The following is an 18,772-nucleotide window of genomic DNA, read 5'->3' as shown; positions in this document are numbered from 1 at the left end:
CACATAATGGAACACTATCCATGTTCAATCGCATCGAACTGCTGCGCATCCTCTGTGTAGCCGCAGAGACCCCGAGCTTTCGCGAAGCGGCCAACCGCCTGGGTGCCTCGCCGCAAACCGTCACCCGCGCCATCAAGGACCTGGAAGACCAGTTCGGCGAACCGCTGTTCCACCGCAACACCCGCCACGTCCAGATCACCGCCTTCGGCGAGCGGCTCGCCGGCCAGGCCCGTGAAGCCCTGGCGGGGCTGGACCGGCTGTTCCAGGAGCACGGCGGCAAACGCGAAGAGGAACTGGCCGGGCGCGTTGGCATCGCCGCGCCGCGCGCGGTCGGGCGGCACTTCCTGCTGCCGGTGCTGGCGACGATCGCGCGGGAGCACCCGGGCATCCATTTCGACATGCGCCTGTCCGACCAGCTCACCGATTCGGTCGAACAACAGATCGACCTCGGCGTGCGCATCGGTTTCATCCGCGACCGCCGCTACATCGCCCGCGCTGTGGCCCGGGTGCCGCTGCTGGTGGTGGGCGCCGCGGAATTGCTGCTGCGCCACGGCGAACCACGCGCACTGGACGACCTGCACCGGCTGCCCACCACCGCGCTGATCGACAGCAACACCGGCCGCATCTGGCCCTGGCTGTTCACCGACGGGCGCCAGGTCCAGCCGGCCAACGTCGCCTTCTGCACCGACGACCCGGAGAACGAACTGGAGGCGGTGCTGGCCGGGATGGGCTTCGGCCAGTTGCCCTACTACCTGATCGAACCGCACATACGCGTCGGACGCCTGATACCGGTGCTGCAGGAGCAGACCCCGGAGCCCTGGGACATGTTCATCTACCGCCCCCAGCAAGGACCGGTCCCGCCCAGGGTGCGGCTGGTGCATGAGCGGCTGGTGCAGCACCTGTCCGATCCCGCCTTCGTGCCGCAACCGCACTAGGCCGGGAGGGCAGCCCTGACGGCCATCGACGGGGATGATGTTCATCATCAGCCCCTTTCAGTTCCGCGCTGGACGCCCCGACGTCACTATCGCTCCATCGGCCTTGCGCCACCTGGAACGAGACAAACGCCATGTCCGCCGACCCTCGCATCAGCGACAACCTGTATCAGGTCACCCACGTGACCCTCGACGAAGTCCGCCTGCACTTCGAGACCGAAGTGGTGGTAAGCCTGGAAGACGGCAGCCTGGCCGTGCGCAAGGCCCCCACACCGGTGGCCGAGCGCAAGGCCCTGCGCGAACTGATCGCTGCCGTCCGGGCGGCCTGACGAGTCAGGCCTGCTTCAGCTGTGGTGGCAGCGGCAGCCGGTAGAAGCGCTGCCCGACCGCCGCATACAGCGCATTGGCCACGGCCGGCGCGATGGGCGGCACACCCGGTTCCCCGACCCCCGTGGGCGCCTGGGCCGACGGTACGATGTGTACCTCCACCGCCGGCATCTCGTTGATCCGCAGCACCTGGAAGTCATGGAAGTTGGACTGCTCCACCCGGCCCTCCTTCAGGGTGATGGCACCGTGCAGCGCGGCCGCCAGGCCATAGCCGATACCGCCTTCCATCTGCGCCCGGATCACATCCGGGTTCACCGCCACGCCGCAATCCACCGCGCAGACCACCCGGTCTACCTTGTAGCTACCGTCCGCCTTCACCGTCACCTCCGCCACCTGGGCGACGAAGGAACCGAAGGACTCGTGCACGGCGATGCCACGCCCACGCTTCTCGCCTTCCGCCCCCGGTTTCAACGGCTGGCTCCAGCCGGCCTTCTGCGCCGCCAGCTCGAGCGCGCCGAGATGGCGCGGCTGCTTGCCCAACAACGCCTTGCGGTACTCGTACGGGTCCTTGCCGGCGGTGCTGGCGGCCTGGTCGATCAGGGTTTCCACCGCATAGGCGGTGTGGGTATGGCCCACCGAACGCCACCATTGCACCGGCACACCGATGTCCTCGGGGGTATGCAATTCCACCTGCAGGTTAGGCACCGCATAGGCCAGGTTCGCCACGCCTTCCACCGAGGTATGGTCGATGCCGTCCTTCACCATGGCCTCCTCGAAGGCGGAGCCTTTGAGAATGGACTGGCCGACCACGCGCTGATGCCAGCCCTGCAGCCCGCCCTCGGCGTCCAGCGCCAGGCGCGCGCGGTGCAGGTAGGCCGGACGGAAGAAACCGGAGCGGGTGTCGTCCTCGCGGGTCCAGACCAGTTTCACCGGCACGCCGTGGCCCTTGGCATGGGCGGCCCGGGCGATCGCCACGGCTTCCAGCAGGTAGTCCGACTGCGGGTTGGCGCGACGCCCGAAACTGCCGCCGGCATAGAGCTGGGTAAGGCTGACCTTCTCCAGCGGAATGCCGAGGTACTTGGCAATCGCCATCTGGTCCACGGTCTGGAACTGCTCGCCGTTCCACACCTCGCACTGCCCCTCCGAAAGTTTCACCAGGCAATTCATCGGCTCCATGGCGGCATGAGCGAGATAGGGGAACTCGTACTCGGCCTCGATCAGCTTCGCCGGCTGCGCCAGGGCCGCGGCGATATCGCCCTGCTTGCCGGCCACCCGCCCTTCCTTGCCCGCCGCCTCGCGATAGCGGGCGAAGATGTCCTCGCTGCCCAGGGTGAAGGCACGGCTGTCGTCCCACTCCACCACCAGGGCGTCACGACCCTGGCGCGCGGCCCAGGTGTTCTTCGCCAGCACCGCCACGCCGGCGCGGCCGTGGGGCGTGTCCTTGAACTCCACCACCTCGACCACGCCAGGCACCGCCTTGGCCTTGCTGGTGTCCACCGACTTGGGCACGCCGCCGAAACGCGGCGAGTAGGCGACAACCGCCACCAGCATGCCCGGCAGCTTGAAGTCCTGGGTGAAGAGCGCACTGCCGTCGGTCTTGTCGAGGCTGTCCTTGCGCGACAGGCGCTCCTTGCCGATCAGGGTGAACTGCTCGGGGGACTTGAGCTTCACCTCGGACGGCACCTGTTGACGCGCCGCCGCTTCCGCCAGCTCACCGAACCCGGCGGTCCTGCCGGAGGCCGCGTGGCTGACCACGCCCTTGCTCACGCCGATCTCTCCGGCCGGCACCTTCCACTGCTCGGCCGCGGCCGCCACCAGCATGGCGCGGGCGCTGGCGCCGGCCTTGCGCATCTGCTCCCAGGAGTTGGCGATAGCGGAGCTGCCGCCGGTGCCCTGCATCGGGCCGAAGGCCAGGTTGTTGTAGAGCGCGGCGTTGGCTGGCGCCCCCTCCACCCGGACCTTGCTCCAGTCGGCGTCCAGCTCCTCGGCCAACAGGGTGGCCAGGCCGGTGTAGCTGCCCTGCCCCATTTCCACGTGCTTGGCCAGGACGGTCACGCTGCCATCGCTGGCGATACGCACAAAGGCATTGGCCATGAAGGGTTCGGCGGCAGCCAGTGCGTCGCCGCCGCGCAGCAGTGGTGCGAAGGCGATGCCCAGGGCAAGGCCGCCACTGCCTTTGAGAAAGGTGCGCCGGCTGACATTGAGGATGCCGCTGGCGGCACGGGTTTCAGTTTCGAAGGTGCCCATCTCGACTCTCCTCAGGCCAGGGTGCCGGCTGCTTCATGGATGGCGGCGCGAATCCGCACATAGGTGGCGCAGCGGCAGATATTGCCGCTCATGGCGGCGTCTATGTCGGCATCGCTCGGTTTGGGGTTGCCGCGCAGCAACGCGGTGGCGGACATGATCTGCCCGGACTGGCAGTAGCCGCACTGCACCACGTCCAGATTGCGCCAGGCCGTCTGCACGGCCTTGCCCACCGGGTCCTCGGCGACCGCTTCCACCGTGGTCACCTGCTTGCCCACCGCCATGGACACCGGGGTGACGCAGGAGCGCGTCGCCTGGCCGTCGATATGCACGGTGCAGGCGCCGCACAACGCCATGCCGCAGCCGTATTTGGTGCCGGTGAGATTGGCGACGTCGCGCAGAGCCCAGAGCAGGGGCATGTCCGCGGGCACGTCGAGTTCATAGTCCTTGCCGTTCAGGTTCAGGGTAATCATCAGGCTTACCACCTCTGTGTGGATGGCGGATAGGCGCCGGCCAGCAAAGCCGGTCCGGCATTCGGGAAACAACGATGATGGTTCAGCTTAGGCGGGCGTGCGGGAGTCAAGCCGACTGGCGCAGGCGCGCGATGTCCCGCAGCGGTGGCGCACCGAACAGCCGGCTGTACTCGCGGCTGAACTGCGACGGGCTCTCGTAGCCCACCCGGCCGCCGGCACTGGCGGCATCCAGGGCCTCCACCAGCATCAGGCGGCGGGCTTCCTGCAGGCGCAGGTGCTTCTGGAACTGCAACGGACTCATGGCCGTCATCGCCTTGAAGTGGTGATGCAGGGCCGAGGTGCTCATGTTCACCTCATTGGCCAGACGCTCGATCTGCAGGGGCTGGTGGAAGTTCTGCCGCAGCCAGTTCACCGCCCGGCCGATGCGATGCCCCTGGGTGCCGCTGCTGGCGATCTGGCGCAGTTGCGCGTACTGCTCGCCGCGCAGCAGGCGGTAGAGGATCTCCCGACGCACCAGCGGCGCCAGGGCGGGGATGTCCTCCGGTGTATCCAGCAGGCGCAGCAGGCGCAGCACGGCATCCTGCAGGGGCTCGCCGATTCCGCTGACCGACAGGCAGCGCGGGCAGGACTTCGGTGGGGATTCGAGAGTCGGCAGGTCCATCAGCAGGGCGCTGATTTCCTTGGGGTCGAGGTCCAGGCGCAGGCTGAGGAAAGGCACTTCGGGGCTGGCCTCGATGACCTGACCGATCACTGGCAGATCCACCGACACCACCAGGTACTGGGACGGTCCGTAGAAGTAGGTGTCGTCCCCCAGCAGGACCTTCTTGCGCCCCTGCACCACCAGGCCTATGGCTGGCTCGTAGAGGCAGTGCAGCGGTTCGCTGGGCTGGGTGACGCGGTACAGGGTAAGACCGGGGATGGCTGTATCGACCACACCGTCATGGCGAGTGAATCGTTCAATGAGCTGCACCAGCGCCTGCTGCTGGCGCGTGGCCGCATCCGCTTCCGGCGCGGCAAGGAACGCCTGTGCATTCATGGTTTGGACCCTCGGAGAAGATGGGCCAACTTTACCCATGGCTTGCCAGCTCGTCTCGCGCCGGGAGCAGGGTCAGGAGGATCAGGCAATAATTCAGCAGGATTCGGCTATCGACCCGGCCGTCTCGCGCGGCACACTGCCCAACATTCGAAAACAACACAGATTCGAGGCGGACCCAAGGGCCCGCCCCGCCTTCCTCAGTCGGCGACCTTCATCACCACGCGCCCGCCCGCCGGGCAGGTTTCCATGTGACGGTTGGCCTCGACGAAGTCCTCGAACGCGAAGACGCGATCGATCGGAGGCTTCAGCAGATGATCGCGGGTCATCTGGTTGATATGGTCCAGCGCCCGCTTGACCGAAGCCGCATTGGCCTCGATGCCCAGCTCCGGAGAACCGGTGAAGTCGAGTACGCAATGACGATAGAACTGCAGATGCTTCTTGAACGCGGCGCAAGCCGGGAACGCGGTGTCGTTGCCGCCATTGCAGCCGTAGACCACCAGCTTGCCGCGCGGCGCGGCCACGTCGCCGAGGAGCTTCATCTGCGGGCCGGCGCACTGGTCGAGAACGACCTCGACGCCCTTGCCCTGGGTGAAGCGCTCCACTTCCAGGACCAGGTCCTGCTCTTCGGTGACAATGACCTTGTCGGCGCCCAGTTGCTTGAGGAACGCACGACTTTCCGGGTAGCTGGTGGACGCGATCACCTTGGCGCCAAGCGCCTTGGCCAACTGCAGCGTCTGCGGCGCCAGACAGTGTCCGGCCTCGGTGACCAGCACATGCTGGCCGGGCGTGATGCCGCCCAGGTCGACCAGGGCGAAATAGGCCATCAGCAGCGGCGTGTAATGGATGCTGGCTTCCTCCGGCGTCAAGGCGTCCGGGTAGGCGACCAGGCCATTGCGCGGCATCAGCACCAGGTCGCCCCAGGCCGGATGATGGCTCGGCGTGCTCGCCGGGAAACCGGCGACCGGGGTACCGGGCGCCAGGTCGTCAACGCCTTCGCCCACGGCCTCCACGATGCCGGCCAGCTCGGAACCGAGACCGGAAGGTAGTTGAGCGGCTTGCTCGGCCGCCAGGTTCTGCCGCCAGAGTACGTCACGCCAGCTCACACCCAACGCCTGGGTGCGTACCAGGACTTCGCCCGGGCCGGGAGCGGGGGTCGGCAGCTCGTCCAGCGTGAGGACCTCGGGGCCCCCGAACTGGTGAAAACGGATCATGCGGGACATCACATACCTCGCCTGTGTCTCTTCATAGCCACGGACTCTATCCGGGCTTTATCTACAAAACCACCCGTGGTCATTGATAGTTGTCATAAATGGCGATGATGTGAGCCTTGACGACCGAGCACGGGGATAGCACCTTTCACACATTAATTACGGATGATTCCATGAACCGGAACGACCTGCGAAGAGTTGACCTCAACCTTCTGATCGTGTTTGAGACGCTCATGCACGAGCGGAGCGTAACTCGCGCGGCAGAAAAGCTGTTCCTCGGCCAGCCGGCCATCAGCGCGGCCCTGGCGCGCCTGCGCACCCTGTTCGACGACCCGCTGTTCGTCCGCACCGGCCGCAGCATGGAGCCCTCGGCGCGGGCCATGGAGATTTTCGCCCTGCTGTCACCGGCCCTGGACTCCATCTCCACCGCCGTCAGCCGTGCCGCCGACTTCGATCCGGCCACCAGCACCGCAGTGTTCCGCATCGGCCTGTCCGACGATGTGGAATTCGCCCTGCTCCCCGCCCTGCTCCGCCGTCTGCGCGCGGAGGCGCCCGGCGTGGTGCTGGTAGTGCGGCGCACCAACTATCTATTGATGCCCAACCTGCTGGCCTCCGGCGAGATCTCGGTGGGCGTCGCCTACACCGAAGAGCTGCCGGCCAATGCCAAGCGCAAGACGCTGCGCCGCTCCAGGCCCAAGCTGCTGCGCGCCGACTCGGTGCCCGGCGCCCTCAGCCTGGACGACTACTGCCAGCGGCCCCATGCGCTGGTGTCCTTCGCCGGGGACCTGGGCGGCTTCGTCGACGAAGAACTGGCCAAGGTCGGCCGCACGCGCAAGGTGGTGCTGGCGGTGCCGCAGTTCAACGGCCTCGGCACGCTCCTGGCCGGCACCGACCTGGTGGCCATGGTGCCGGACTACACCGCCGCCGCCCTCACCGCCGCCGGCGGTCTGCGTGCGGAAGACCCGCCGCTGCCGGTGCAGAGCTTCGAATTGTCCATGGCCTGGCGCGGCGCCCAGGACAACGACCCCGCCGAGCGTTGGCTGCGCTCGCGTATCCAGATGTATTGCGGGGACCCGGATAGCCTGGAATAGCTCGGCTCCGCGCAGGCCCATTCATCTCTGGGGGCGAATGAATTGGCCCCCACAGAACCGTCTCCCCGTGCCACCCCGCATCATCAATATTTCCATATGACGACCTGAATCAATCACTTCCAGTGATAGTCATCTTCAGGGCATTCGATTCGTCTCGATGTAACGCCGCCCGCAGACTCCGCCCATTCATAAAACCAATTGGTGGAGCTGTCCCATGGAAGCAACTCAGAAAAAATTCTGGCGATACCCCCTCACCCTCGCGGCGGCGGTGGTGCTGGTGGCTTGTGGCAAGGCACCGGAAGCCGAACTCAACCATGCGGCCCCCAAGGTCAGCGTCGCCGAGGTGATCGAACAGCCCCTCAACGAGTGGGACGAATTCACCGGCCGACTGGAAGCCCCGGAATCGGTGGAGATCCGTCCGCGCGTTTCCGGCTATATCGACCGCGTGGCCTTCCATGAAGGCAGCCTGGTGAAGAAAGGCGACCTGCTGTTCCAGATCGACCCGCGCCCCTTCCAGGCCGAGGTCAAGCGCCTGGAAGCCCAGCTGCAACAGGCCCGAGCCAACCAGACCCGCGCCGCCAACGAAGCCCGCCGTGGCGAGCGCCTGCGCCAGAGCAACGCCATTTCCGCGGAACTGGCCGACGCCCGCACCAGCGCCGCCACCGAAGCCCAGGCGGCGGTCGCCGCGACCCAGGCGGAACTGGACAACGCCAAACTCAACCTGAGCTTCACCCGTATCACCGCCCCCATCGACGGCCGCGTCAGCCGCGCCGAGATCACCGAAGGCAACCTGGTCAACGCCGGCCAGTCGCTGCTGACCTCGGTGGTTTCCACCGACAAGGTCTATGCCTACTTCGACGCCGATGAGCGCGCCTTCCTCAAATATGTGGAACTGGCCCGCAAGGCCGGCACCGACACCCGCGCCGCCAGCCCGGTGTACATGGGCCTGTCCAGCGAAACCGGCAACCCGCACCTGGGTCAGCTGGACTTCCTCGACAACCAGGTCAATCCGCGCACCGGCACCATCCGAGGCCGCGCCGTGTTCGATAACGAAGATGGCCGCTTCACCCCCGGCCTCTATGCCCGCATCAAGCTGGTGGGCAGCGAGACCTACCCCGCCGCGCTGATCAAGGACGAAGCCATCGGCACCGACCTGGGCAAGAAATTCGTCCTGGTCCTGGGTGACGACAACAAGGTGAATTACCGCGCCGTCGAGCTGGGGCCGAAGCTGGAGGGCCTGCGCATCGTCCGCAACGGCCTGTCCAAGGGCGAGAAGATCGTGGTCAACGGCCTGCAGCGCGCCATGCCCGGCGCGCCGGTAGAGCCGCAGGCCGTGCCCATGGCCGACGACGCCACCCTCGCCCAGCTGGCCCGCCTGCGCCAATCGGTGGAAGGCCGCGACGCCCCACGCCTGGCCGGGCAGAACGCCAAACCCTCCGTCGGCCCGCGCGGCTGAGGTAGCACGCCATGAATTTTTCCCAGTTCTTCATCCAGCGGCCGATCTTCGCCGCCGTGCTGTCGCTGCTGATCCTGATCGGCGGCGCCATCTCCCTGTTCCAGCTGCCCATCAGCGAATACCCGGAAGTGGTGCCGCCCACCGTGGTCGTGCGCGCCAACTTCCCCGGCGCCAACCCCAAGGTGATCGGTGAAACCGTCGCCTCGCCGCTGGAACAGGCCATCGTCGGCGTGGAAGGCATGCTCTACATGTCCTCCCAGGCCACCAACGACGGCAAGCTGACGCTGACCATCACCTTCGCCCTGGGCACTGATCTGGACAACGCCCAAGTGCAGGTGCAGAACCGCGTCACCCGCACCATGCCCACCCTGCCCACCGAGGTGCAGCGCCTGGGTGTGACCGTGGACAAGGCCTCTCCGGACCTGACCATGGTGGTGCACCTGACCTCGCCGGATAACCGCTACGACATGCTCTACCTGTCCAACTACGCCGCGCTCAACGTGAAAGACGAGCTGGCGCGCCTGGACGGCGTGGGCGACGTGCAACTGTTCGGCATGGGCAACTACTCCCTGCGGGTGTGGCTGGACCCGAACAAGGTGGCCTCGCGCAACCTCACCGCCACCGACGTGGTCAACGCCATCCGCGAACAGAACCGCCAGGTCGCCGCCGGTGCCCTCGGCGCGCCGCCCTCGGATGCCGGCAACAGCTTCCAGCTCTCGATCAACACCCAGGGCCGCCTGGTCACCGAGGAAGAGTTCGAGAACATCATCATCCGTGCCGGCGACGACGGTGAGATCACTCGCCTGAAGGACATCGCCCGCGTCGAACTGGGTTCCAACCAGTACGCCCTGCGCTCGCTGCTGAACAACCAGCCGGCCGTGGCCATCCCGGTGTTCCAGCGTCCCGGCTCCAACGCCATCGAAATCTCCGACGCCGTGCGCGAGCGCATGACCGAGCTGAAGCGGAGCTTCCCCCAGGGCATGGATTACGAAATCGTCTATGACCCGACCATCTTCGTGCGCGGCTCCATCGAGGCGGTGGTGCACACCCTGCTGGAAGCCATCATCCTCGTGGTGCTGGTGGTGATCCTGTTCCTGCAGACCTGGCGCGCCTCGATCATTCCGCTGGCCGCCGTGCCGGTGTCGCTGATCGGCACCTTCGCGGTGATGCACCTGTTCGGCTTCTCGTTGAACGCCCTGTCGCTGTTCGGCCTGGTGCTGGCCATCGGCATCGTGGTGGACGACGCCATCGTGGTCGTGGAGAACGTCGAGCGGAACATCGGCCTGGGCAAATCGCCCGTCGAGGCCACGCGCCAGGCCATGAAGGAAGTGACCGGCCCGATCATCGCCACCGCCCTGGTGCTGTGCGCCGTGTTCGTGCCGACCGCCTTCATTTCCGGCCTCACCGGCCAGTTCTACCAGCAGTTCGCCCTGACCATCGCCATCTCCACGGTGATCTCCGCCTTCAACTCCCTGACCCTGTCGCCGGCCCTGGCCGCCGTGCTGCTGAAGGACCACCACGCGCCGAAGGACCGCTTCTCGCGCATCCTCGACTCGCTGTTCGGCCGCTGGCTGTTCGGCCCCTTCAACCGCATGTTCGAACGCGCCGGCGGCGGCTACGTCAGCACCGTGCGCCGCGTGCTGCGCGGCAGCAGCATCGCCATGCTGGTCTACGGCGGCCTGCTGGTACTCGGCTACCTGGGCTTCTCCAGCACCCCGACCGGCTTCGTGCCGCAGCAGGACAAGCAGTACCTGGTGGCCTTCGCCCAACTGCCGGACGCCGCCACCCTGGACCGCACCGAGGCGGTGATCAAGCGCATGTCGGAGATCGCCTCCAAGCATCCGGGCGTGGAGAACACCGTGGCCTTCCCGGGCCTGTCGATCAACGGTTTCACCAACAGCCCCAACAGCGGCATCGTGTTCACCCCGCTCAAGCCCTTCGATGAGCGCAAGGACCCGTCCATGTCCGCTGGCGCCATCGCCGCCGAGCTGAACAAGCAGTTCGCCGACATCCAGGACGCCTACATCGCCATCTTCCCGCCGCCCCCGGTACAGGGTCTCGGCACCATCGGCGGCTTCCGCCTGCAGGTGGAGGACCGTGGCAACCTGGGTTACGAAGAGCTGTTCAAGCAGACCCAGAACATCATCGCCAAGGCGCGCCAGTTGCCGGAGCTGAACCCCATGTCGGTGTTCACCAGCTACCAGGTCAACGTGCCCCAGGTGGATGCCGCCATCGACCGCGAGAAGGCCAAGACCCACGGCGTGGCCATCAGCGACATCTTCGACACCATGCAGGTGTACCTGGGCTCGCTGTACGCCAACGACTTCAACCGTTTCGGCCGCACCTACCAGGTGAACGTCCAGGCTGACCAGCAGTTCCGCCTGGAGCCCGAGCAGATTGGCCAGTTGAAGGTGCGCAACAACCGTGGCGAGATGATTCCGCTGTCCACCTTCGTCAAGGTGGAGAACAGCTCCGGTCCCGACCGCGTGATGCACTACAACGGCTTCATCACCGCCGAAATCAACGGTGCCGCCGCCCCGGGCTACAGCTCCGGTCAGGCCGAAGCCGCCATCAGCAAGCTGCTGAATGAAGAACTGCCCAACGGCATGACCTACGAGTGGACGGACCTGACCTACCAGCAGATCCTCGCCGGCAACACCGCCGTGTTCATCTTCCCGCTCTGCGTGCTGCTGGCCTTCCTGGTGCTGGCCGCCCAGTACGAGAGCTGGAGCCTGCCGCTGGCGGTGATCCTGATCGTGCCGACCGTGCTGTTCTCCGCCATCACCGGGGTGATCCTGGCCGGTCTCGACAACAACATCTTCACCCAGATCGGCCTGATCGTACTGGTGGGCCTGGCGTGCAAGAACGCCATCCTGATCGTCGAGTTCGCCAAGGAGAAACAGGAAGAAGGCCTGGATCGCATCGCCGCCGTCCTGGAAGCCTGCCGCCTGCGTCTGCGCCCGATCCTGATGACTTCCATCGCCTTCATCATGGGCGTGGTGCCCCTGGTGCTGTCCTCCGGCGCCGGCGCGGAAATGCGCCATGCCATGGGCGTGGCGGTGTTCAGCGGGATGATCGGCGTGACCTTCTTCGGCCTGCTGCTGACCCCGGTGTTCTATGTCCTGATCCGCGGCTTCGTGGAGAAGCGCGAAGCCCGCAAAGCCGCCCGCGCCCCGCAACTGAAGGAAGTACACGCATGATGCACAAGGCTTTCGCCCCTGCCCTCCTCGCGCTCGCGCTGTCCGCCTGCGCCGTGGGCCCGGACTACAAGGCCCCCGAGAGCGAGCCCGCGCGGCTCGCCTCGGCCGACGACGCCAAGGTCGACCGCGCCCGCTTCGAGAGCCTCTGGTGGCAGCAGTTCGACGACCCGACCCTGAACCAGTTGGTGCAGCAGTCCCTTCAGGAAAACCGCGAGCTGCGCATCGCCTTCGCCCGCCTCAAGGCGGCCCGCGCCATCCGCGACGACGTCGGCAATGACCAGTTTCCGGTGGTCACCGCAGGCGCCAGCGCCGCGATCGGCAAGGGCCAGCAGCCCGGCGTAAGCGACGAGCGGGTCAACGCCGAACGCTATGACCTGGGCCTGAATATGGCCTGGGAGCTGGACCTGTTCGGCCGCATCCAGCGCCAGATCGAGGCCAGCGAGGCCGAGGCCGATGCCGCCCAGGCCGACCTGCAACAGTTGCAGGTCAGCCTGATCGCCGAACTGGTGGACGCCTACGGCAGCCTGCGCGGCGCCCAGCTGCGCGAACGCATCGCCCGCGAAAACCTGGAGAACCAGCAGGAATCCCGTGGCCTGACCGAACAGCTGCGCGACGCCGGCGTCGGCAGCGAGCTGGACGTGCTGCGCGCCGACGGCCGCCTGGCTGCCACCGAGGCCAGCCTGCCGCAATTGCAGGCCGAGGAAGCCCGCGCCCGCAACCGCATCGCCACCCTGCTCGGCCAGCGCCCGGAACAGCTGTCCGTGGACCTTTCGCCCAAGCCGCTGCCGGTGATCGCCAAGGCCCTGCCCATCGGCGACCCCGCCGAGTTGCTGCGCCGCCGTCCGGACGTGCGTTCGGCGGAGCGTCAGTTGGCCGCCGCCACCGCCAGTGTGGGCGTGGCCACCGCCGACCTGTTCCCCCGTGTCAGCCTCTCCGGCTTCCTCGGCTTCACCGCCGGGCGCGGCTCGCAGATCGGTTCGTCCGCCGCCCGCGCCTGGGCCGTGGCGCCCACCATCAGTTGGGCCGCCTTCGACCTCGGCAGCGTGCGGGCGCAAATCCGCGCCTCCGAAGCCGACGCCGAAGGCGCCCTGGCCAGCTATGAACAACAGGTACTGCTGGCCCTGGAAGAATCGGAGAACGCCTTCAGCGACTACGGCAAGCGCCAGCAGCGCCTGGTGTCCCTGGTGCGCCAGTCGGAAGCCACCCGCGCCGCCGCCGAACAGGCCGCCACCCGCTACCGCGAAGGCACGGTGGACTTCCTCGTGCTGCTGGACGCCGAACGCGAGCGCCTGGCCGCCGAGGACGCCCAGGCCCAGGCGGAAGTCGAGGTCTACCGAGGCATCGTCGCCATCTACAAGGCCCTGGGCGGCGGCTGGCAGCCCCAGGCCTGACCCTCTCCTCCCTTGCCCGGCCTGCCCAGGCCGGCAACTTCTACCCCGCGGGTCCGAGCTCCTCGCCGCGGGGCTTTTTTTCCCGGCCCGTCCGGATAACGCATTCGGAGCCTGCTCTGGATAACTCAACCTTGATCTCTACAGGAGAACATCCATGAAGACGCTCATCACCACTGCCACCCTGCTCGCTGTCGCCCTGTCCGCCGGTTCGGCGCTGGCGTCCGGCGGTGGCGACCGTACCATCAAGCGCTACGAGCAACGCCTCGCCCAGGTCGAGCAGCAAAAGCGCGCAACCCAGGAAGCCGTCGTCCAGAAAGAACGGGCGGAAAAGGCGAAACGTAGCTGAGCCCCGAGGGATGGGGCCATCGCCCCATCCCTTTCCCGGCGAATCGGCTGTGTCAGGCGTGTGGGGCGCGGCGCCGTTGCTGCCTGAGTGCCTGCTTGCGCCGCGCCACCAGCGTCTTGGACGCCGTCATATGGACAGGGCCGCCCAGGTAGGTGGGCAGTTCGCGGGAAACCCAATCGATACCGCTGGCGTGCCAGTGCACCTCCCCCGCCTCCAGCTTCATATCCCGCCGCAATTCATGGATGGCCTGACGCACCCGCTCGTCGCTGTAAAGCGCCTCGCGGTCGACGACCTTGCACAGGGTTTCGCCGGCCTGGTCGACCAGTGTCAGCAACAAGGTGCCGTCCGGGCGCGGCTTGACGCACACCTGGTGCTGCGGGAAAGCGTCATGGAAGGCAGTGAAAGGCAGCTTCATCCGGGACTCTCCTTCAGGGTCGAGGGTTCCTTGTTCCTAGCAGCCCCCGTGCCCGCTTCGCGTCCGGGGCGAATGCCTTGCAAATCAGGCACCTGCAACGCCGCCAAGCATGCCCCGGCGGGCGACTTGCACGACCTCCCACCCTGGCGTCATGCAAAGTGCACGAGTGGCAATTGACTGACATCCGGCTTGCCAGCATCCACGATTCCTGCGAAAAGGCTGCCCGCGAACGGCCGAACCCGGCCACAGAACCAAGGAGCACACCCATGAGCGACGAACTGCAGATAACCGATATCCAACCGGGCGACGGCAAGGAAGTGGTCAAGGGCGCCCTGATCACCACCCAGTACCGCGGCACCCTGGAAGACGGCACCGAGTTCGACTCCTCCTACAGCCGTGGCAAGCCCTTCCAGTGCGTGATCGGCACCGGTCGGGTGATCAAGGGCTGGGACATCGGCCTGATGGGCATGAAGGTCGGCGGCAAGCGCAAGCTGTTCGTGCCGGCGCACCTGGCCTATGGCGAACGCCAGGTCGGCGCCCATATCCGGCCGAATTCCAACCTGGTGTTCGAGATCGAACTGCTGGAAGTCCTGACCCGCGACGACTGATCCTCTTCCCGGCAATCGTCTCACCGGGCAGCGGCGGGATATCGGTCCATGCTGTCACCAGGCTGTCGATTTCCGCGTCTGGCAGTCGACCAGTCCGCGCGTCCCAACGCTCCAGGAGCCGCCCATGTCCCTGCACCTGTTCGCCCACCCCTTCTCCTCCTACTGCCAGAAGGTCCTGATCGCGCTCTACGAGAACGCCACGCCGTTCCACCTGCGCCTGTTATCGCCGGACGATCCGGCGACCTTCGAGCAGTTCCAGCGCCTGTGGCCGCTGCAGCGTTTCCCACTGCTGCTGGACGGCGAGCGGGTGGTGCGGGAGTCGAGCGTCATCATCGAATACCTGCAGCAGCACCACGCCGGACCAGTGCGTTTGATCCCCGAGGCGGCGGACGCGGCCCTGGAGGTGCGGATGCTGGATCGTTTCTTCGACTGCTATGTGATGACGCCCATGCAGAAGCCGGTGTTCGACGCGTTGCGCCCAGCGGAGCAGCGCGACGCGTTCGGCGTGGAAGAAGCCCGGAAGCTGCTGCAGCGCAGTTACGCCTGGCTGGACGCCACGCTCGCCGGCCGCACCTGGGCCGCCGGCGAAGCCTTCAGCCTGGCCGACTGCGCGGCGGCGCCGGCGCTCTTCTATGCCGATTGGGTGCACCCCATCGCCACGGACTTCGCCAACCTGCTCGGTTACCGCCAGCGCCTGCTGGCCCGCCCCTCGTTCGCCCGCGCGGTGGAGGAAGCGCGCCCCTATCGGTCGCTGTTCCCCCTCGGCGCCCCGGATCGCGATTGACCCGCCCTTTCAGGTACGCCCGTCGACCGGTAAGGTTGCTCATCCCCATCAGCCATCCCACAGGGAGTCCCCATGTCCGATCTGTCGGCTTTCCCCATCCACCGCAAATGGCCCGCCACCCGCCCGGACGTGCTGCAGCTCTACTCCCTGCCGACGCCCAACGGCGTGAAGGTCTCCATCATGCTGGAGGAGACCGGCCTGCCCTACGAGCCGCATCTGGTGAGTTTCGAGCGCAACGACCAGATGTCCCCGGAGCTCCTCTCCCTCAACCCGAACAACAAGATCCCGGCGATCATCGACCCCAACGGCCCGGATGGCCGCCCGCTGCCGTTGTTCGAATCCGGCGCCATCCTCATTTACCTCGCCGACAAGACCGGCCAGTTGATCCCGCAGGACGCCGCCGGCCGCTACGAGTGCCTCCAGTGGCTGATGTTCCAGATGGGCGGGATCGGGCCGATGTTCGGCCAGCTCGGATTTTTCAACAGATTCGCCGGCAAGGATTACGAGGACAAGCGCCCCCTCGACCGCTATGTGCAGGAATCGGCCCGCCTGCTGGCGGTGCTCGACCAGCGCCTGCAAGACCGCGACTGGATCATGGGTGAGCAGTACAGCATCGCCGATATCGCCACCTTCCCCTGGGTGCGCAACCTGATCGGATTCTACGAGGCTGGCGAACTGGTGCGGTTCGAGCGATTCGCCAATGTCCAGCGCGTGCTCGACGCCTTCCTCGCACGCCCGGCGGTACAACGCGGGCTGGCGATTCCCAAGCGGGATTGAGCCACCGCCCCCGCAATGAATTCGCTTCCACCCGAAGCCCGGTGTGAGCGAATTCATTCACGATGGACGTTCTTCTCCCGCAACGCCTTCGCCACCTTGAACTGCATCGCGTAGGCCGGCCGTTCGACGCTGTCGGCATCCGCCGTATAGCGCCGGGCGAACGCGGCGACACCCCACTCCCGGAACTGCTGGGCATGGACCAGCTCGTGGGCCCAGAGCACCGCATCCGCGGACGCGGCCTGGGCATCGCGGAAGAGGATGATGTCGATAAGGGTCACCGCCTTGATGTCCGGGTTGTTCAGCATCGCGCCGGCCGTGCCGATCTCGCTGCGGTCGCCGACCCGATAGCGCACCCCATCCAGCAACGCCGCATCGAAGTAAGGCGCCAGCCGGGCGCGGATCGCCGCGGGTATCCTCTCCACGCCCCCGGCCCTGGCGTCGGCGTGCGCCTGCACCAGCCAGTGCTGCAGGGCGGCGGCCGCCACCCGGGTCGCCTCGCCGTGCAAGGGTCCGATCACCTCGCGGGCCTCGGGCAGGCAGATGCAGTCCGTCACGCAGACTTCGTACTGCCCCGGCGGACAGGCCGCCATCGCCGCACCGCAGCCGGCGAGTAGCGCGAGACAGGTGGCGATGCGGGTCATGTGTCCTCCGCGACGGGCCCCCTTGCTCTGACCACGACTGGATCCAAAAGGCACCGCCGGCGGGTCGGGCGCCTCGACATCGCTTTCACAAACCCGACATTTTCTGCAGGTTTTTTTCACGAATCCTTGATTCCGCCGCCCCTAAGCTCCGCGCCCTATCCATGAGGGATACATCGTCACAGCGAGCGGATCATGTTCAAACGCCTTTCGGTACGCCCCGAAGCCCTGGCCTTCCTGGCCAGCCTCCTGCTTCTCTCGATCTACAACCTGCCGCTCTGGCGGCATCTCTTCGCCATTGTCCCCGCCGATGCCGACGGCCTCGGCATGCGCATTGCGTTCGGCGTCATGGTGTTGGCCATTTTCACCTTCGTGCTGGCGCTGCTGTCGTTCCGCCGGATCTTCAAGCCGCTCCTCATCGTTCTGTTCCTCGTCAGTTCCGGCGTCGCCTATTTCATGAGCCAGTACGGCGTGATGGTCGACGCCAACATGCTGCGCAATGTCGCGGAGACCGACGTCAACGAGGTACGCGACCTGCTCTCGTTCAAACTCCTGCTGTTCGTCCTGCTGCTCGGCGTGCTGCCCAGCTGGCTGCTGTGGCGGCTGCCGGTCCGTCACCAGTCGCTGGGCCGCGAGCTGGCCGGCAAGCTGGTCCTGGCGCTGGGTTCGGTGGCGGTACTCGGCGCCGTCGCGCTGGCCAACTACCAGGGCCTGGCCTCGCTGCTGCGCAACCACCACGAACTGCGCCTGCTGGTGGTACCCAGCAACTACCTGAACGCTTCCTACGGCTACCTGCGCGAGCAATGGGCGGTGGCCAGCGAGCCGTTGCGCCAGATCGGCACCGACGCTCGCAAATCGGCGGCGTGGGACACCCACCAACGCAAATCGCTGACCGTGCTGGTGATCGGCGAGAGCGCGCGGGCCGAGAACTTCGGCATCCTCGGCTACGACCGCGACACGACGCCACGACTCAGGAACGAACCGGGCGTGACCGCCTTCCGCAACGTGCGTTCCTGCGGCACGGAAACCGCCGTCTCGGTGCCCTGCATGTTCTCCAACATGGGCCGTGCCGACTACGACGCCGCCCAGGCACGCAGCCAGGAGGGGTTGCTGGACGTGCTCAAGCACGCTGGCCTGAAGGTGGACTGGCGTGACAACCAGTCCGGCTGCAAGGGCACCTGCGACCGGGTTGCCCAGGAGAACGTCAGCCACGCCAAGGACCCGGACCTCTGCCGCGACGGCGAATGCCACGACGAAATCCTCTTGAAGGACCTGCAGGCCTACATAGACAACCTCAAGGACGACTCCGTGCTGGTCCTGCACCAGATGGGCAGCCACGGGCCGGACTATGCCAAGCGCTATCCCGCGCGCTTCGAGACATTCACCCCGGTGTGCAACAGCAACGCCCTGAACGACTGCAGCCGCCAGAGCATCATCAATGCCTACGACAACACCCTGGTCTACACCGACTACCTGCTGTCGAGCCTGATCGACCTGCTGCGCCAGAACCAGGACAAGGTCGACACCGCCATGCTCTACATCAGCGACCACGGCGAGTCCCTCGGCGAATACAACCTGTTCCTCCACGGCACGCCCTACCTGCTGGCACCCGACCAGCAGAAGCACGTGCCGCTGCTCACCTGGTTCTCCGACGGCTACCGGCAGGACTTCGCCCTGGATACCGCCTGCCTGGCCGCGGAGCGCGACAAGCCGCTGAGCCAGGACAACCTGTTCCATTCGGTGCTGGGCCTGCTGCAGGTGCGCACCGAGGAGTACCGGGGCGGCCTGGACCTGTTCGCCTCCTGCCGCACCGGGACGACCGACCTGGCCGGGCGCTAGGTCGGCG

At 66.6% G+C, this 18,772-nt stretch carries 17 protein-coding genes; 11 read left to right on the top strand and 6 right to left on the bottom strand.

From position 1 onward, the window contains the following. The first annotated feature begins 20 nt into the window (after nucleotides 1-20). Nucleotides 21-935: a LysR family transcriptional regulator gene (locus PJW05_RS12985; RefSeq protein ID WP_271412104.1), complete on the top strand. Its 915-nt coding sequence runs from the start codon at nucleotides 21-23 to the stop codon at nucleotides 933-935. A gap of 131 nt (nucleotides 936-1,066) precedes the next feature. Next, on the top strand, nucleotides 1,067-1,261 hold the full coding sequence (gene ptrC / locus PJW05_RS12980; protein ID WP_271412103.1) for a type III secretion system co-regulatory protein PtrC: 195 nt from the start codon (nucleotides 1,067-1,069) through the stop codon (nucleotides 1,259-1,261). Between the two features lie 4 nt (nucleotides 1,262-1,265). Here the strand turns inward: ptrC and PJW05_RS12975 are convergent, their stop codons facing one another. From PJW05_RS12975 to PJW05_RS12960, 4 genes are all read right to left on the bottom strand, one after another. Then, on the bottom strand, nucleotides 1,266-3,506 hold the full coding sequence (locus PJW05_RS12975) for a xanthine dehydrogenase family protein molybdopterin-binding subunit (RefSeq protein ID WP_271412102.1): 2,241 nt from the start codon (nucleotides 3,504-3,506) through the stop codon (nucleotides 1,266-1,268). An 11-nt stretch (nucleotides 3,507-3,517) separates the two neighbouring features. Further along, nucleotides 3,518-3,976, bottom strand: coding sequence for a (2Fe-2S)-binding protein (locus tag PJW05_RS12970; protein WP_271412101.1), 459 nt, complete (start codon nucleotides 3,974-3,976; stop codon nucleotides 3,518-3,520). Between the two features lie 106 nt (nucleotides 3,977-4,082). Then, nucleotides 4,083-5,012: an AraC family transcriptional regulator gene (locus PJW05_RS12965; protein WP_271412100.1), complete on the bottom strand. Its 930-nt coding sequence runs from the start codon at nucleotides 5,010-5,012 to the stop codon at nucleotides 4,083-4,085. Between the two features lie 197 nt (nucleotides 5,013-5,209). Beyond that, the gene (locus tag PJW05_RS12960) at nucleotides 5,210-6,232 is read right to left on the bottom strand and encodes a zinc-dependent alcohol dehydrogenase family protein (RefSeq protein WP_271412099.1); all 1,023 of its coding nucleotides are present in this window, start codon (nucleotides 6,230-6,232) and stop codon (nucleotides 5,210-5,212) included. A 161-nt stretch (nucleotides 6,233-6,393) separates the two neighbouring features. On the opposite strand from PJW05_RS12960, the gene PJW05_RS12955 reads away from it, so the two are divergent. From PJW05_RS12955 to PJW05_RS12935, 5 genes are all read left to right on the top strand, one after another. After that, entirely contained in the window at nucleotides 6,394-7,311 is a 918-nt protein-coding gene (locus PJW05_RS12955; RefSeq protein ID WP_271412098.1) for a LysR substrate-binding domain-containing protein, read from the top strand. A gap of 214 nt (nucleotides 7,312-7,525) precedes the next feature. Next, nucleotides 7,526-8,767, top strand: a complete 1,242-nt coding sequence (mexE, locus tag PJW05_RS12950) for a multidrug efflux RND transporter periplasmic adaptor subunit MexE (RefSeq protein WP_271412097.1) — start codon at nucleotides 7,526-7,528, stop codon at nucleotides 8,765-8,767. An 11-nt stretch (nucleotides 8,768-8,778) separates the two neighbouring features. Further along, nucleotides 8,779-11,967 (top strand): efflux RND transporter permease subunit, encoded by a 3,189-nt coding sequence (locus PJW05_RS12945; protein WP_271412096.1) that lies wholly within the window; start codon nucleotides 8,779-8,781, stop codon nucleotides 11,965-11,967. Next, nucleotides 11,964-13,358: an efflux transporter outer membrane subunit gene (locus tag PJW05_RS12940; RefSeq protein WP_271412095.1), complete on the top strand. Its 1,395-nt coding sequence runs from the start codon at nucleotides 11,964-11,966 to the stop codon at nucleotides 13,356-13,358. Before PJW05_RS12945 ends, PJW05_RS12940 begins: the two co-directional genes overlap by 4 nt. A 154-nt stretch (nucleotides 13,359-13,512) precedes the next feature. Beyond that, the gene (locus tag PJW05_RS12935; protein ID WP_271412094.1) at nucleotides 13,513-13,704 is read left to right on the top strand and encodes a co-regulatory protein PtrA N-terminal domain-containing protein; all 192 of its coding nucleotides are present in this window, start codon (nucleotides 13,513-13,515) and stop codon (nucleotides 13,702-13,704) included. Nucleotides 13,705-13,756: 52 nt separating this feature from the next. Here the strand turns inward: PJW05_RS12935 and PJW05_RS12930 are convergent, their stop codons facing one another. Then, nucleotides 13,757-14,119, bottom strand: a complete 363-nt coding sequence (locus tag PJW05_RS12930; protein ID WP_271412093.1) for a DUF3509 domain-containing protein — start codon at nucleotides 14,117-14,119, stop codon at nucleotides 13,757-13,759. 266 nt (nucleotides 14,120-14,385) lie between these two features. Here PJW05_RS12930 and PJW05_RS12925 point away from each other — a divergent pair, with 266 nt between their 5' ends. The 3 genes from PJW05_RS12925 (at nucleotide 14,386) to PJW05_RS12915 (ending at nucleotide 16,288) form a co-directional block, all read left to right on the top strand. Continuing rightward, nucleotides 14,386-14,727 carry an FKBP-type peptidyl-prolyl cis-trans isomerase gene (locus tag PJW05_RS12925; protein ID WP_271412092.1) on the top strand — a complete coding sequence of 114 codons (342 nt, stop codon included), beginning with the start codon at nucleotides 14,386-14,388 and terminating at the stop codon, nucleotides 14,725-14,727. Nucleotides 14,728-14,851: 124 nt separating this feature from the next. Then, nucleotides 14,852-15,511 carry a glutathione S-transferase family protein gene (locus PJW05_RS12920; RefSeq protein ID WP_271412091.1) on the top strand — a complete coding sequence of 220 codons (660 nt, stop codon included), beginning with the start codon at nucleotides 14,852-14,854 and terminating at the stop codon, nucleotides 15,509-15,511. 72 nt (nucleotides 15,512-15,583) lie between these two features. Continuing rightward, the gene (locus PJW05_RS12915) at nucleotides 15,584-16,288 is read left to right on the top strand and encodes a glutathione S-transferase N-terminal domain-containing protein (RefSeq protein WP_271412090.1); all 705 of its coding nucleotides are present in this window, start codon (nucleotides 15,584-15,586) and stop codon (nucleotides 16,286-16,288) included. 53 nt (nucleotides 16,289-16,341) lie between these two features. On the opposite strand, the gene PJW05_RS12910 is transcribed toward PJW05_RS12915, so the two are convergent. Further along, nucleotides 16,342-16,929 (bottom strand): eCIS core domain-containing protein, encoded by a 588-nt coding sequence (locus PJW05_RS12910; protein WP_271412089.1) that lies wholly within the window; start codon nucleotides 16,927-16,929, stop codon nucleotides 16,342-16,344. A 192-nt stretch (nucleotides 16,930-17,121) separates the two neighbouring features. Between PJW05_RS12910 and PJW05_RS12905 the strand changes: the two genes are divergently transcribed. Further along, nucleotides 17,122-18,765, top strand: coding sequence for a phosphoethanolamine transferase (locus tag PJW05_RS12905; RefSeq protein ID WP_271412088.1), 1,644 nt, complete (start codon nucleotides 17,122-17,124; stop codon nucleotides 18,763-18,765). The last annotated feature ends 7 nt before the right edge of the window (nucleotides 18,766-18,772 follow it).

Source organism: Pseudomonas sp. Q1-7, from assembly GCF_028010285.1.
Taxonomy (GTDB): Bacteria; Pseudomonadota; Gammaproteobacteria; order Pseudomonadales; family Pseudomonadaceae; genus Metapseudomonas.
The sequence above is the reverse complement of the archived record's forward strand: the minus strand, read 5'-3'. Positions and strand labels throughout refer to the sequence as shown.

What these genes read in the sequence shown, in the direction of transcription:
- PJW05_RS12915 (WP_271412090.1), top strand. Translation starts at nt 15,584, where the DNA reads ATGTCCGATCTGTCGGCTTTCCCCATCCACCGCAAATGGCCCGCCACC.
- PJW05_RS12960 (WP_271412099.1), bottom strand. Translation starts at nt 6,232, where the DNA reads ATGTCCCGCATGATCCGTTTTCACCAGTTCGGGGGCCCCGAGGTCCTC.
- PJW05_RS12935 (WP_271412094.1), top strand. Translation starts at nt 13,513, where the DNA reads ATGAAGACGCTCATCACCACTGCCACCCTGCTCGCTGTCGCCCTGTCC.
- ptrC (WP_271412103.1), top strand. Translation starts at nt 1,067, where the DNA reads ATGTCCGCCGACCCTCGCATCAGCGACAACCTGTATCAGGTCACCCAC.
- PJW05_RS12920 (WP_271412091.1), top strand. Translation starts at nt 14,852, where the DNA reads ATGTCCCTGCACCTGTTCGCCCACCCCTTCTCCTCCTACTGCCAGAAG.
- PJW05_RS12970 (WP_271412101.1), bottom strand. Translation starts at nt 3,976, where the DNA reads ATGATTACCCTGAACCTGAACGGCAAGGACTATGAACTCGACGTGCCC.
- PJW05_RS12940 (WP_271412095.1), top strand. Translation starts at nt 11,964, where the DNA reads ATGATGCACAAGGCTTTCGCCCCTGCCCTCCTCGCGCTCGCGCTGTCC.
- PJW05_RS12925 (WP_271412092.1), top strand. Translation starts at nt 14,386, where the DNA reads ATGAGCGACGAACTGCAGATAACCGATATCCAACCGGGCGACGGCAAG.
- PJW05_RS12975 (WP_271412102.1), bottom strand. Translation starts at nt 3,506, where the DNA reads ATGGGCACCTTCGAAACTGAAACCCGTGCCGCCAGCGGCATCCTCAAT.
- PJW05_RS12985 (WP_271412104.1), top strand. Translation starts at nt 21, where the DNA reads ATGTTCAATCGCATCGAACTGCTGCGCATCCTCTGTGTAGCCGCAGAG.
- PJW05_RS12930 (WP_271412093.1), bottom strand. Translation starts at nt 14,119, where the DNA reads ATGAAGCTGCCTTTCACTGCCTTCCATGACGCTTTCCCGCAGCACCAG.
- PJW05_RS12965 (WP_271412100.1), bottom strand. Translation starts at nt 5,012, where the DNA reads ATGAATGCACAGGCGTTCCTTGCCGCGCCGGAAGCGGATGCGGCCACG.
- mexE (WP_271412097.1), top strand. Translation starts at nt 7,526, where the DNA reads ATGGAAGCAACTCAGAAAAAATTCTGGCGATACCCCCTCACCCTCGCG.
- PJW05_RS12945 (WP_271412096.1), top strand. Translation starts at nt 8,779, where the DNA reads ATGAATTTTTCCCAGTTCTTCATCCAGCGGCCGATCTTCGCCGCCGTG.
- PJW05_RS12955 (WP_271412098.1), top strand. Translation starts at nt 6,394, where the DNA reads ATGAACCGGAACGACCTGCGAAGAGTTGACCTCAACCTTCTGATCGTG.
- PJW05_RS12905 (WP_271412088.1), top strand. Translation starts at nt 17,122, where the DNA reads ATGTTCAAACGCCTTTCGGTACGCCCCGAAGCCCTGGCCTTCCTGGCC.
- PJW05_RS12910 (WP_271412089.1), bottom strand. Translation starts at nt 16,929, where the DNA reads ATGACCCGCATCGCCACCTGTCTCGCGCTACTCGCCGGCTGCGGTGCG.